The sequence below is a fragment of the Gordonia sp. SGD-V-85 genome, from assembly GCF_001456905.1.
GTDB classification, from domain to species: domain Bacteria; phylum Actinomycetota; class Actinomycetes; order Mycobacteriales; family Mycobacteriaceae; genus Gordonia; species Gordonia hongkongensis.
In genome coordinates, this window is record NZ_LNQO01000039.1 from 1 (window position 1) to 13,422 (window position 13,422).

A 13,422-nucleotide genomic window follows, 5' to 3' on the forward strand; every position below is an offset into this window, starting at 1 on the left:
ATGGACACCCCGGACCCGTTCTCCGATGCGGTGGAATGCCCCTCGACCACCGAAGGGTCCACCACCACCGGCCGCGACCCGGGTGACCTGACGTCCGGGCCGAACGTGATCAAAGCGTTCAACTACGCCTACTTTCACTGGCGTTCCGGGCCGGCCGCGCGGGCACTGGCCTCATCCACCGTTGAGGGCATCGGCAGCGCTGTCGATTTGCAGTCGAGCATCGACACGCTCAATCCCCAAGCGCGGTATTGCCTGTCGATCACCGAGACCGACGCCAACACCTACCGCACAGAGGTCACGTTGATCCTGCCCGACGGCACCCGCGACCCCGACCCCGATGTCCAGAACATCACCACCACCCAGATCGGCGAACGCACCTACATCGCGTCTGTCACACGGAATAAGAAATAGAAAGGTCACCCCTCCCATGTACCTCACCTCACCAGCGGTCACGTCTCCGCGGTTCGACACCCCGCCCCGGCGGTCGCGGGCACAACGCCGGCACCGCAACGCCACACCAGCCACCCCGTTCGTCGGGACAGTGCTTGCCGCGTTGATGGTTTCCGGTTCCTTCGGCGCCACACTCCTGGTCGACAGCCCGGCCGCAGCCTACGAACAGGGTGGTGTCGACCAGGGCGAGACCGACGATGGATTCGAGCAAGGTGGTGTCGGCGGTGGTGGCGACGACGCAACCCCACCGGTCGCACCTCCGCAGCAGACTGCGCCGAGCTACAACTACAACCCCGGTCCGGGCGCAATTCCGGCACCGCCCAGGGAAGCGCCGTATCGGCCCTACGCCGACCCTCAGGCGTACAACCAGCCCAACTACGACACCGTCTACAACCCGGCACCGCCGCGGGCCTACACCCTGCCGCGTCCGGTCGCGCCGGTCCGCCCGATTGCCCCACCCCCGAAGACGTTGCGCGTGGGCAACTTCCTCGTCGAGGAAGACCAGCTCAAACGTGATGCTCCCTGGCTGACCGACCGTCAGCGGGTCTCCATCAATGAGTGGGCGGCGTTCGGTGAAGCCAAGATCGCCCAGGGCCTGATCAGTGTGGGCGTGCCCGAGGACGAAGCCTCTCGTCAGGCCGCGGCCACCATCATCGGCGTGGCGCTCGGCGGCACCGCAGGTGCGGTCGCCCTCGGCGTGCCCGCCGCGGTGATCGGCGGTGCCGGTGGTGCGATCATCGGCACCGGCGTAGGAGCGGCCATCGGCTCGGCGATGGTGGTGCCTTTCCCCGGTGCGAACACCGGCCCGGGCGCACTCATCGGCGCAGCCGCAGGTGCCGCGATCGGCGCCGCGGCCCTGGGCATCCCCGCGGCGATCGTCGGCGGTGTGGCCGGCGGAACGGCCGGCGGACTCCTCGCGCACGCACTCGGTGCCGGAGATCCGGGTGCGAACCCGCGTCAGCCCGGGCTGCCCGGTCAGCCCGACCCGAACCGTCGCGCCCCGCAACCGCACCGCCCGGAGCCCGCTCCGCTGCCCAACCCCGGCGCCAACCAGTTCGAAGTCCACCTGCCTGCCGACCAGGCCGCTAAGGCGGGTCTACCGGCGGTGCACTACCAGGTCAACGTCGGTGGAGATGTCAACGCCGAGACCACCATCGGCGGACAGACCTACACCGCGAACTGGACCGCTGAGCAGGCCGAAGCCCCCTACAAGGCACTGGGCGGTGCCGCCGATCAGGTGCGCAAGACCGTCACCGACGCAGCTGTTGACCTCTCCCGGCACGCCGAGAAGGCCGTCCCGGGTCTCACGGTCACCTTCCCGCAGCTCACGCCGAAGGGGGCATAACAACGATGGCCGCGAGTGTGGAGACGGTGTCGGCGGCGCAGAACGCCGGAGCGATTCGGGGTGCGTCGATTTTGCCGCCGAGCGCATCGGAGATGTTGGGGCGGCGCACGACCCGGTTACCGGCGCATCTGGTGGCGGCCGTGGGCTGCCACGGCGGTGCTGGTGTATCCACGCTCGCGGCCCAGCTCGAGCATGTCGGCGATTCCGGCCAGTTGTGGCCCGGGCGGGCCGACGAGCCACCGTTCGCGGTACTCGTTGCGCGCGAATCGGCGCGCGGCCTGGCCGCGGCGTCGCTGGCCGCCCGCCAATACGCGACGAACAATGCGCCAGCCCATGTGCAGTTGCTGGGTTTGGTGCTGGTAGCCGGGCGGAAGGGAAAGCCGACCGCCCGGCTCCGGCGCGACCGTGAATTGCTGGTCGGGTCGGGGCTTTTCGCGAATGTGTGGCACATCTCCTGGCACGACTTCCTCGTCGACACCCCGCTCAACGAGCTGCCCTCGACCGGCCCGGACCCGGCGCCGGCGGCGCGGCGGGCCGATCCGCGCACCGTCGTCGCCCAAGACATCGCCGCCGTCGGCCAGGGCTTGCGCGACGCCGCGGTGGCGGTGATGTCGGGCGACTCAGGCACAACCCCATAGCGGCACAACTCCACAACCCTGCACACCTCACGAGAAGGAAGAGATCATGCTCCAGTCCACCCTGGCCTCGGCCACAGCCACCACCACCTACGTGGCGTTCAACCCCATCCCGATTCCCGGTCTGTCGGATCGGCTCAACACGTTCGGCGGGTGGGCCACCTTCCTGGCCTACTTCGCCTGCGCGGTGGCGATCGTCGTCGGCGGCGGCTTCATCGCATGGGACAAGATCACCGATCGCGGTGACAGCAAGGGGGTGAAGATCGCGATTGGCGCGATCGTCGGGACGATGGTGATCGCGACGGGCGCCACGATCCTGCAGGCCGCGGGCGGGCAGTGAGCCGTGCGGACCGAAAGCTACAGCGATGAACACCACCGTGACAGTGGCCTACGCGAAACTGCCCCCCGAGGTGATGAGCAACATCACCCTGATCGGCGGTTGGTTCGTGTTCGTAGCCAACATGCTCGCACTTCTGCACCTGGTCTTTCTGGGTGCCTCGATCGCCTTCGACAAGGTGCGCGAGCATCCGTTCTCCCAGATCCCCGCGGGGGAGTGGTTCACCAAGATCATCTTCGGGGTGTGGGTGGTCGCGATCGCCGGCAACATCGCGGCGGCGGTGCTGGTTTTCGGCTGATCGCCGAACTGGTCACCCTCGTGAGCATCGTGTGCACGGTGATCGGCCTGCTAGCCGGGTGCGGATCAGAGCCCGACACGGCCACACCGTCGACGCCGCAACAGATTCCGCTGACCGCGCCGCCCACCGATCTGCGATGGGTGCAGTTCAACGGGATGCGCCTTCCCCAAGCCGCCGAAGGCCCCCACGAGATGTCCGATGTCATCGCCCCGGGAGGGTTCGACCGCACCCCTCCGGGCGCGGGGCTGGCCGCGGTCAATGCCATCGTGCGTCTCTCGGTCGCGCTCGATGACCAGTGGCCCCAGGTTGTGCGTGAACTCATCGCACCGGGACAAGCGCGAGATGACTTCATCACCAACCGCATTCAGCTGTCGACCACGTCTGGCGTGCCAGCCGGTCAGGCGCCGCAGGTGCAGGGCTGGAAACTGACCGCGTTCACCCCCGACAAGGCATCGGTCGACATTTACACCCGGCTGCCGGACGGCTCGATGACGGTCAATCACACCACGGTCGTGTGGGCACCGGCGTTCGGTGACTGGCGGCTGCTGCTGCCCGACGCCGCGGCGGGTGCCTCACCGGTGGATGCGATCTCGGCCACGCCGACCGACATGGTCGCACTGACAGGAGCGTAACCCCATGAGCACCCCCGATCCTCGCGACGACGACCTCGGCCGACTGGCAGCGGTGCACTCACTGCGCCAGTCCGGTGGCTACAAGGGCACCACGCTGGTGCTGTCGCTGCTGGTGTTGACCATGGTCATCGGCGCGGCCGTGCTGGTCGCCATCCGCGGCGATGATGGCGATTCGTCAGCGCCGCCGCCACAGGTCACTGCCACGGACACACCGACGTCGCTGCCGCCGCAAACCCCGGTGACCCGGCTGCCCGACGACGCGTTCGGGGTGCCCACCACCGACACCCGCGGCCGCCGGGTGGAAACCCCGACCAACCCGCTCGGCCAGGTTCTCCCGCAGACCACCGATCCCTCCGACACCGATGATCCTGAGGCCGTGCTCCCGCCGCCGCGGGGGTTGATGTGGCAGCGCGTATATGGCGCGACCATCCCATTCTCCACCTCGGATGGTCCGACCGCGATCAGCACCGACGGTGTACCCACCGGATTTGCCCACACCCCGCAGGGCGCGGCGCTGGCGGCCTGGCAGATCGGCCAGCGCGCTACCTGGGCACCCGATGACCAGAACGTCGCCCTACTCGATCGCGCGGCCGTGGTCTCCGAGGCCGCCCGTCCCGAGGCCGACAACCTGCGCACCAACGGCGCGCAGGTCTATGCCGGAAATACTGAGTTGCCCGCGCAGATCCGGGATGTGCCGGTCGCGGTCCGCGTCACCACCTACTCCACCGACTTCGCCCACGTCGAGTTCGCCCAACCTCTCACCCGCGACGACGGCTTCACCGCCATCTCGGTCGGCGTCGACATGGTCTGGCGCGACGGTCAGTGGAAGTGGGTGGTCCCCGAACCCGGCAACGAACCGAGCCGGCTGCTCATCTCGACCACCGGCGATGGGTGGACCCCATGGTGAACCACCGCAACGACTCTCACCTCCGGGAAGCGCGTTCCGGCCGACTGGGGCGTGTGCGCGCTGCCCTGACCGGCCGACGCACCCACGCCGCGGTCGTGGTGGCGCTGATCGCCGCGACGGTGTCCTCGTGGGCCGGTGCGGGCACGGCCGCAGCGAACCCACTGTGCGACGCCCTGGGACCGTTGACGCGGACCGTCTGCGGCGCCGCGGGCAACGCCGCGAGCAATGTGGCCGGCAGCGTGGTCGGCGGAACATTCGAGAAGATCGTCAACTCGCTACTCGAGGGCTACCAGACCGTTCTGACGTGGGCGATGGCGTGGTGGATCAAACTGCCGAACCCCCAGTTGGACAACAAGTCCTCCCTCATGCAGGAAGTCCACGACCACACCCTGCAAATCCAGATCGTGGGGCTGACGTTCTCGCTGATGTTCTTCGGCCTGCGGATGATGATCGACCGCAAACGCTCCCTGGCCGATGACGCCGAAGAGGGCTTCAAACTGATCTTCCGCTCAGCGATGGCCACCGCCGCGATCCCGCTGGCACTGACCGTGGGCGGCCGCATCGCCGACGGCATCTCCAACTGGCTGGTCAGCGAATCGGTGACCGCCGGCGGCGGCAACGGCGACGTCATCAAGAACTTCCTCAAACTCAACCTGCTGACCAACTCCGCGCTGGGCACCACCGCCATCGGCATCTTCGCCCTCGTCGGATTCCTCGGAGCCTTCTTGCAGTTGGCGTTGCTGGTGGTGCGCGAGGCGATGCTGCTGCTGGTCGTCGCCGCGCTACCGGTGGCGGCCGCATTCTCCGGCACCGGACCCGGCTCGCAGAGCTACCAGCGGCTCGTCGCGTGGTCGGTGGCATTCCTGCTGTTCAAACCCGTCGGCGCGCTGACCTACTTCGTGGCGTTTCGCGCCGGAGCCTCCAAAGACAACGCCCAACAGGTGGTCCTGGGCATGGTGCTGATGATGCTGTGCGCGTTCGTGTTACCCGCGCTCATGCGCCTGATCGCCCCCGCCGTGGCAAGCATGGGCGGCGGCGGATCGGGTGCCGCAGCAGCGGGTGCGGCCATCGGTGCCGGCGTCGCGGCAGGCAAGGTCGCGGCCGCGGCCGCCTCGGGCGGGGCGACCGCCGGGGCCAGCGGCGGCGCGAGCGCGGGCGGGATGTCCTCGATCGCCGGTCGCGGCGGCGGCGGACCCTCGGGCGGTATCTCCACGGCATCGGCACCCTCACCACCACCGCCATCCGGTGGCGGCGGGCCCGGCGCCCAACCCGCACTCTCCGGTGGCCAGGGCGGCCAGGCCAGCTCCGGCGGCGGGGGAGGAGGCGGCGGTCCCACCTCCGGCCTGGGCGACGCGATGGGATCGGCCGGCGGACTCGCCGGGGCAGCAATGCAAACCGTCAGCGACAGCGTCGAATCCGAGGTCGAAGCCACCACCAGCGCCGACCCGTCCCTGAGCAGCCCACCGCCGATGCGTTCGGGCTGGAACGAACACGCCATGGCGCACTAGCCACCACCGACCCATCTCTGTCTGACTGTCGAAAGAGGTTGTCATGACCGACAAAGCCGGCACCCGCCGACTGCTGTACCGCCCCGCGGCGGCGTTCCGGTCCTCCGGCGCATTCGGGTTCACCATGTTCTCGACGATGGTGCTGCTCGGATTCCTGTTCATCGCCGTCGTCGGCCTGATGCTGCCGCTACCCGGGGTGATCAAGTTCTTCGGGCTGCCGTTCACCCTGGCTGTGCTGTTCGTGCCGCTGGTCGTGTCGCTGCGCGGCCGCTCAGCGTGGGAGCTGGGCATGGGTGCACGGTCGGTGTCGAAGTCGCGCCGTGCCGGTGAGACCCTGGTGCGGTCCGGGCCGTTCACGATGATCCCCGACGGCACCCCACCACCGGGACCGCTGGCCACCGCCGAGACATTCAATTTCTCACCCGGCGACGGATCAGCACCGTTCAGCCTGATCAAGTTGTCGTCGAAGAACTTCTACACCCTGGTCCTGCGGACCTGGCCCCAGGGCGGGGAGTGGAATGACCAGCCCGTGCGAGACCGCTGGGTCGCCCGCCTCGGCGACATGCTCACCTTCCTCGGACAATCACCAGACTTCGTGGCCGCCACGGTCACCATGGAAACCCTGCCCGAATCAGGGATGCGGGCCTCCAGCATCGTGCGGTCGCGACTCAAAGACACCGCGCCAGCGCTGGCCCGCAAGATCATCATCGAAGCCACCGAAGCGGTACCGACCGCCGAAGTACGCCTGGAAGCGCGGATCGGATTGACCTGGCGCGCGGACACCATGCACCGCAAACGCGACGCCACCGACATGGGCAACGAGCTCGCGCGACGACTCGGCCGGATTCGGGACTACTGCCACGCCGCCGGTCTGCGAGTACGGCCGATGCTCGAACGCGAAATCTGCGCCATCGCCCGCCGCAGTTTCTCCCCTGCCGACGAGCTCGACCTCGAAATCGGTCTGATGAGCGGTGAACCGATGCGCCTGCGGTGGGAAGACTGCGGACCGACCTCAGCGTCTGACCAACACGGCCGCCTGCTTCACGATGCCGCGCAGTCGATGTCGTGGACGATGCGCAACGAACCCGAGGCGCCATTCGACTCCAACGTGCTCGCCGATCTGCTGTCCCCGAACAGCGACGTACCGCGCAAACGCGTCACCTTCGTCTACCAGCCCTACACCCCGGCCCAAGCCACCACCATCGTCAACAAGGACCACAACGATGCCCGCCAGGCCGTGCGCACCAACGTCGGCAAACTGCCCGAACGCGCATTCGTGCGCCTCGACAGCGCCGAAGGTGCCCGACAGGAACAGGCCCGCGGCGCCGGCGTGACCCGGGTGTCGATGATCGTGACCGCCACCTGCCCCATCGGTGCCGACACCCAGAAGATCGAAACCCTCGTCACCGATCTGGGCCTCTCGGCGGCCACCCCACTCGAACCGACCCGCGACGAACAACTCGTCACCTTCTGCGCCGGACTGGGTTTCGGTGTCGTGCTCTCCGAAGAGAGCACCGTCTCCGACAAGCTCGCCGCCTAAACCCGGGCCAGAAAGGACCACCCTGCGATGCCGACGCTTCCCGCCCTGACCTCGCTGCTTCAGCGCTCGCGCGCCCGCCTGTCCTCCTCTGCGGCATCCCTGCCCCAGATCAACACCGTCCTGTCGATCACCGAGCACCGCTCGGCCGGCGGCCACGACTACGGTCTGATCCGCGCCCACGCCACCGGCCACTACACGGTGATCCTCACCGCGACCGGCGCGACGCTGCGCGACTGGCAACAACTGTGCGACTACACCCGCATCGACTTCGGCGCCGACGCCTGGGATGTCGTCGCGGTCACCGCCGTCGCCGACACCTTCCCCCGCACCGACATCGCCCACCGGCAGTGGATGGTCCCCGAGGGCCATCACCACCTCGACGTCGCCGACCTCGCCACCGACACCTATCTCGCGGTCACCTTCGTCGCGGCCACCTCGGCAATGAAGACCACCCCCGACGAGATGGCCGTGGAAGTGGGCCGACGCCTGCACACGCTGATCGGGTCCCTGCACGCCGCCGGGCTGGACACCTCGCCGCTGACCGCAGCGCAGGTCGCCGCGGTCGGGGTACGGGCCTACCGCGGTGGCCTGGCCGATGACGCCTCGCCCACGTTCGCCGACATCGCACCGGACTCGACACCACACCGGGTGCGGGATGTGTTCTGCCACAACGACCTGCTGTCGGCGACGTGGGTGATCGCCCCGCACGTGCTGGAACCGCCACACGCGATGGGTTCGGTCCTGGCCCAGCTTCTCGAGCGTGACCCGACCACACCGCGCACCCGGCTGGCGATCACCTGGCGGGCGACCTGCATCGCCGACACCATTCACCCCGACGACCCCATTCGGCTCACCTTCGAGCCCGTGCTGCAGCGCTTCGGCGCCACGCTGACGATCACCGAGCCGCGTCCCCGCACGCCGTCGGTGGACGCCCTACGAGCCCGGTTGCCGCTGTTCGCCCGCCTCGGCGTGCGCAACGGCTACGACCGCCACGCCGAACTGTTCGCCGCCGGAACCGGGCTGGGGGTGCTGCTGCCCGAACACGGCGACATCACCGACGAAGCCCTGCGCCACCGCCACCGCTAACCGATTGCGAGACGCCACCATGACTGTCACTGACCTCCATAAGGCCGCCACCACCGCCGCCACCGGCGGCGACACCACGCCGTCGACGTTGCGCCTCAATGCTGGTGCGGCCTCGGCCGCCCGGCCGAGCACCAAGGAACGCTCGACGAAGCCGACCACGTTCTACGACGACGACACCCGCGAGGACCTGCTCGACACCGCCCGCAGCGGTGGGATCAGCGGCTACCTCGCCCGCCAGAAGCTCGACAACGACACCCGCCGCCGGGAACGCCACGACGCCGCCGTCGCCCGTCCGATCCAGTTCGACGTGCCCACCCTGATCCGCACCAACCGGGGCTTCGACGGGCGTGGCGGCGGCCGCGTCGCCCACGTGCGCCGCCCCAACGAGCTGCGCGGCACCACCGCGCACGTGCCGGGGTTCTACCCGTTTCCCATCGGCGCCTCGGCACCTCTGGACGGCGCCCCCGTCGGCTCGCACCTCGACACCGGACAGCCCGTCGGGTTCGATCAGATCGGCTGGTTCGAGGCCGGCCAGATCACCGCACCTTCAGCGATGGTGTTCGGGCTCAACGGATTCGGCAAAAGCACGCTGAACCGGCGCATTGTGTGCCACGACCTGGCCACCGGGGTCCGCCCGCTCATCATGGGCGATCACCGCCCCGACTTCGTCAACATGATGCGCCAGATGGTCCTCCACGACAGCGACGGCCGGGTTCAGTACCGCGAGGACGGCATCACACCGGTCACCCCGCAGGTCACCAGCGTCGGATTCGACTCGCCGATGAACCCGCTCGCCGTGGGCACCTTCGGCAACCTCATCGCCCGATTGCCCACCGCCGCACGCCAACTCGCCGAACGCGAAATGCGGGCTCGCCAGGTCACCGCCGCGACCGGGCTACTTGAGATCAGCTCCGGCCGCCCGATCGCTCCGCACGAGGAGACGCTGCTGACCACCGCGTTGCGGGTGCTCTACGGCACGGCCAACGAGTTCACCCTGACCAATGCGCCCCTGCCCGGCGATGTGCTCAACCTGCTGCGCCAGGTCCCGCAAACTCTCATCGACGCCACCGCCCGCGACGCCGACACCAATCCGGAGTTGCGTCGCGCCCACCAGGACCTCCTCGATGCCTCCGGCGCCCTGGGGCGTCGCCCGCATGACGCGATCGCCGTCGACCGCTACCTGCTGCTGACCGAGAATCTGCGCCAGTCGCTCGATCAGCTGGTGTCGGGGCAGTTCGGCGAGATCTTCAACGCCCCCACCAAAGAGCCCATCGACATCGACGCCCTCGGGGTGTGCGTGGACATGTCCCGGCTGCCGGCCAACGCCCGCAAGCTGCGGGCCGCGGTGCTGTTGGCGTGCTGGTCCGACGGGTTCTCCGCCGTGGAAGCCTCGCACCTGCTGTCGGATCACGGCCTGCAAGAGCCCCGCAATTACGACCTGGTGTGCGACGAGTTCTCGCTGGTGCTCGGTGTCGGCAACGGCATCGTGTGGCGCGTCGACGAAGTCACCCGCGTCCAGCGTGAACAGGGCACCGGCAGCCTGTTCACCACCCACACCGTCAAAGACCTCCAGGCGTTCGACTCGATGGAAGATCGCCAGCGCGCCATGGGCTTCCTCGACCGCGCCCGGGTCAAGGTGTGCTTCCCGCTACCCGAGGACGAAGCCTCGCTGATGGAAGGCAAGGTCAACCTCAACGAGAAGGAGGCCGCCACCCTCGCCGAGTGGGCCACCACTCCCCGCGGCATCGACGACCCGGTCGTCTCCGAGATCAGCGAGGCGGACTGGGCCGACGGGCTCCGCGCCACCGGCACCGAAACCAACACCGTACCGCCGGGTATGGGCAAGTTCTTGATCAAAGAGGGTGAGCAGCCCGGTATCCCGGTGCAGATGCGGTTGACCGCCACCGAGCGCGCCACCGAGATGCACAACACCAACAAGCGCTTCAACCGCGGCCGCGGCGCCAAGTCCGGAGCCGCGGCATGAGCACCGACAGCGACCCGGGCACAGCCACCCCGCTCGACCCGCTACCGAGTGCCTGGGAGCAGGTGCAGGACTGGGTTGTCGAACCCAACCCGCGCCGCACCGCCCACCCCGAGGAAGTCCGGCGCCTGGCGGTGCGCGCTGTGGCCGAGCTGCTCGCCCGCACCTCGCTGTCGCTGACCGCCGCAGCCGCCGACGTCGCGGCGAACATCGGCGCCGGCACCAACAGCGTCATGCGGTGGTGCCGCGCGGCCGGGGTCGGCCGCGATGTCACCGCCCGAGACCGCGAATGGGCCACCCGCCTGGAGGTCGTGCGCTCGATGAACAAGGCGCTGACCGAACACGTCCGCGACCTCGACCGCGACACCGCCGACTACCGGGACCTGCCTCGTGGGTGAGGGCAACGCCTCCAAACTGCTGGTGCCGCTGCTGGCACTGGTCATGGGGTTCTTCGCCTCGTGCACCCTCATCATCTCCGTGGCCGGCGACGACGACTCCTGCCTGCCGCTAACCGGCGGTGTCGACCAACCCGCCGACGCGTCCCTCTCACCCGGCGCCAAGGTCAAGCCGATGAAAGTCAGGGACTTTCAGATCACCTCCGGGTACGGGATGCGCGGCCGCACCATGCACGAGGGCATCGATCTGGCCGGGGCACTGGGTGCGCCGATCTATGCCGCCGCCGACGGCACCGTCACCGCCGCCGGGAGCGCGTCGGGGTTCGGGCACTGGATCGTGCTCACCCACAACATCAACGGGCACGTGTGGTCCACGGTGTACGGGCACATGTTCGCCGACGGCGTGCTGGTCAAAGCCGGTCAGAAAGTCACCGCCGGGCAACACATCGCCAAGCTCGGCAACGACGGCCAATCCACCGGCCCCCACCTGCATTTCGAGGTCTGGGATGGCGGGCACCGCGACTTCACCGGCGGCCGCTCGGTCGATCCGGCCGGGTGGGTGTCCACCAGCCCCGAACCCGGCGCCGCCCCGGCCGGACGAGCTCCGGCCCAACCCGGCGGACCGCGGGTGCTCACCGCACCCCGAGTGATCCCGGCCGCCGACGTGGTCACCGCCGCCGACTGGGATGCCGTGGCTAAGCACGAATCCGGCGGCAACTGGAAGATCAACACCGGCAACGGCTACTACGGCGGATTGCAGTTCTCGGCGTCGACTTGGACCGGCGCCGGCGGCGGCCAGTATGCGCCGACCGCCGACAAAGCCACCCGCGAACAGCAGATGGAGGTCGCCAACCGCGTCCTGGGTTCCCAAGGCTGGGGCGCCTGGCCGACCACCTCCAAGACCGCCGGGGTCACCGGCAAGAAACCCGCACCCGCAGGCACGTTCCTCAACGCCGCCGCGGTGCCCCCACCACCCGCGGGCGCCCCCAGCGGCCCGCCCGCACCGTCGGGGCCGTCGGGTCCGCTGCCGCCGCTGCCCAAGTCCAAGGGCTCCGAAGCGCACTTCCAGGTCGACACCATCCGCCTGGCCCGCGCGATCGCCGCCAAATTCCCCCAGATCCAGACCATCGGCGGCTGGCGCGCCGACGGCGGCGGCTACAACGACCACCCGTCCGGCCGCGCCGTCGACGTCATGATCCCCAACTACACCTCCGCACAAGGGATCGCGCTCGGCAACGCCGTCAACAAATACATTCTCGACAACAAGAAGCACTTCAAGCTCGAGTACACGATCTGGCGCCAGACCTACTACCCGGTGGTCGGCAAGTCCAACGTCATGGACGACCGCGGCGACCCCACCCAGAACCACTTCGACCATGTCCACGCCACCGTCGAAGGCCACGGCATGCCCCGCGGCAATGAGGTCTACACCGCGCCGGGTATCACCGGCGGGATCAGCGCTGACGAGGGCGCCGACTGCGGCCCGATCGAGGACCAGCACGGCGGGGGAGTCGACAACCTCGCCGCCGGGCGGGTCCCCCCGGCCTACGAGCCGTGGTTCCGCAAAGCCGGGGTGCTCTGCCCGCAGATCAGCTCGGCATTCCTCGGCGGAATCGGCAAGCAGGAGACCGGGTTCAACGCCTCCCTGGTGTCCCCGACAGGCGCGAAGGGGCCGATGCAATTCATGGACTACACCTACCCGTCCTGGGCAAAAGACGACGACGGCAACGGCCGCGCCTCGGCCACCGACATCGGCGACGCCGTCATGGCCGCCGGACGGTTCTCCTGCGCCAACGCCAAACAGATCGACGCCGCGATCGCCTCCGGGCGGGTGAAAGAACCCGCCGAAGGCCGCGAAATTCTCTACGCCTACGCCTACAACGCCGGAGTCGGCGCGGTGCTCAACGCCGGCGGAACACCCACCGGCGGCGACTACGACACCCAGACCCGCCCATACGGCCAGAAAGTCATCGCCTACGCCAAACAGTTCGCCGATCAAGGACTTCCGGAGAAGAACCGATGAACCACCACCGCCGCCACCACCACCTCCTGGTCGTCCTCGCAATCGTGCTGATCGCCGCACTGGCCGGATGCTCCGGCAGCGACAACACCACCGAACCCGCACACGGCCACGGAGACGACCACGGCGAGCACTACAGCAGCCCGCCCGGCCTGCCCGATCGCGCCGAACCGATCGGGGTGTTCACCACCACCGTCACCACCATGTTCAGCTGGCAACCCGCCGCCGACACCTCACCCACCGATGCGCTGCGCCGCACTCGCGCCACCCTCACCGGCCAGGCATTGG

At 68.9% G+C, this 13,422-nt stretch carries 12 protein-coding genes and 2 pseudogenes; all 14 read left to right on the forward strand.

The features are described from left to right. Nucleotides 1-411: pseudogene (locus tag AS181_RS25260) on the forward strand (hypothetical protein); the annotation flags it as partial. A 16-nt stretch (nt 412-427) separates the two neighbouring features. Further along, complete coding sequence (locus AS181_RS23880) at nt 428-1,795, forward strand: hypothetical protein (RefSeq protein ID WP_035755681.1); 1,368 nt, start codon at nt 428-430, stop codon at nt 1,793-1,795. Nucleotides 1,796-1,800: 5 nt separating this feature from the next. Next, the gene (locus tag AS181_RS23885) at nt 1,801-2,433 is read left to right on the forward strand and encodes a hypothetical protein (protein ID WP_051406021.1); all 633 of its coding nucleotides are present in this window, start codon (nt 1,801-1,803) and stop codon (nt 2,431-2,433) included. Nucleotides 2,434-2,479: 46 nt separating this feature from the next. After that, nucleotides 2,480-2,770: a hypothetical protein gene (locus AS181_RS23890; RefSeq protein WP_011161192.1), complete on the forward strand. Its 291-nt coding sequence runs from the start codon at nt 2,480-2,482 to the stop codon at nt 2,768-2,770. A 25-nt stretch (nt 2,771-2,795) separates the two neighbouring features. Beyond that, a complete protein-coding gene (locus AS181_RS23895) occupies nt 2,796-3,065 on the forward strand; it encodes a hypothetical protein (protein WP_035755683.1) in 270 nt (89 codons plus the stop codon). 20 nt (nt 3,066-3,085) lie between these two features. Continuing rightward, entirely contained in the window at nt 3,086-3,697 is a 612-nt protein-coding gene (locus AS181_RS23900; RefSeq protein WP_035755685.1) for a hypothetical protein, read from the forward strand. A 4-nt stretch (nt 3,698-3,701) separates the two neighbouring features. After that, a complete protein-coding gene (locus tag AS181_RS23905) occupies nt 3,702-4,604 on the forward strand; it encodes a hypothetical protein (RefSeq protein WP_051406022.1) in 903 nt (300 codons plus the stop codon). 53 nt (nt 4,605-4,657) lie between these two features. Then, a complete protein-coding gene (locus AS181_RS23910) occupies nt 4,658-6,112 on the forward strand; it encodes a hypothetical protein (protein ID WP_139114273.1) in 1,455 nt (484 codons plus the stop codon). A 43-nt stretch (nt 6,113-6,155) separates the two neighbouring features. After that, nucleotides 6,156-7,652, forward strand: a complete 1,497-nt coding sequence (locus AS181_RS23915) for an SCO6880 family protein (protein ID WP_035755687.1) — start codon at nt 6,156-6,158, stop codon at nt 7,650-7,652. A 27-nt stretch (nt 7,653-7,679) separates the two neighbouring features. Next, nucleotides 7,680-8,738 carry a hypothetical protein gene (locus tag AS181_RS23920; protein WP_035755689.1) on the forward strand — a complete coding sequence of 353 codons (1,059 nt, stop codon included), beginning with the start codon at nt 7,680-7,682 and terminating at the stop codon, nt 8,736-8,738. Nucleotides 8,739-8,757: 19 nt separating this feature from the next. Continuing rightward, a complete protein-coding gene (locus AS181_RS23925) occupies nt 8,758-10,722 on the forward strand; it encodes a hypothetical protein (RefSeq protein ID WP_035755692.1) in 1,965 nt (654 codons plus the stop codon). Beyond that, nucleotides 10,719-11,117 (forward strand): hypothetical protein, encoded by a 399-nt coding sequence (locus tag AS181_RS23930; protein WP_035755694.1) that lies wholly within the window; start codon nt 10,719-10,721, stop codon nt 11,115-11,117. The genes AS181_RS23925 and AS181_RS23930 overlap by 4 nt, the downstream gene beginning before the upstream one ends. After that, entirely contained in the window at nt 11,110-13,137 is a 2,028-nt protein-coding gene (locus tag AS181_RS25685; RefSeq protein ID WP_058253912.1) for a transglycosylase family protein, read from the forward strand. Before AS181_RS23930 ends, AS181_RS25685 begins: the two co-directional genes overlap by 8 nt. Then, a pseudogene (locus AS181_RS23940) lies at nt 13,134-13,422 on the forward strand (hypothetical protein); the annotation flags it as partial. The gene AS181_RS25685 and the pseudogene AS181_RS23940, both read left to right, overlap by 4 nt.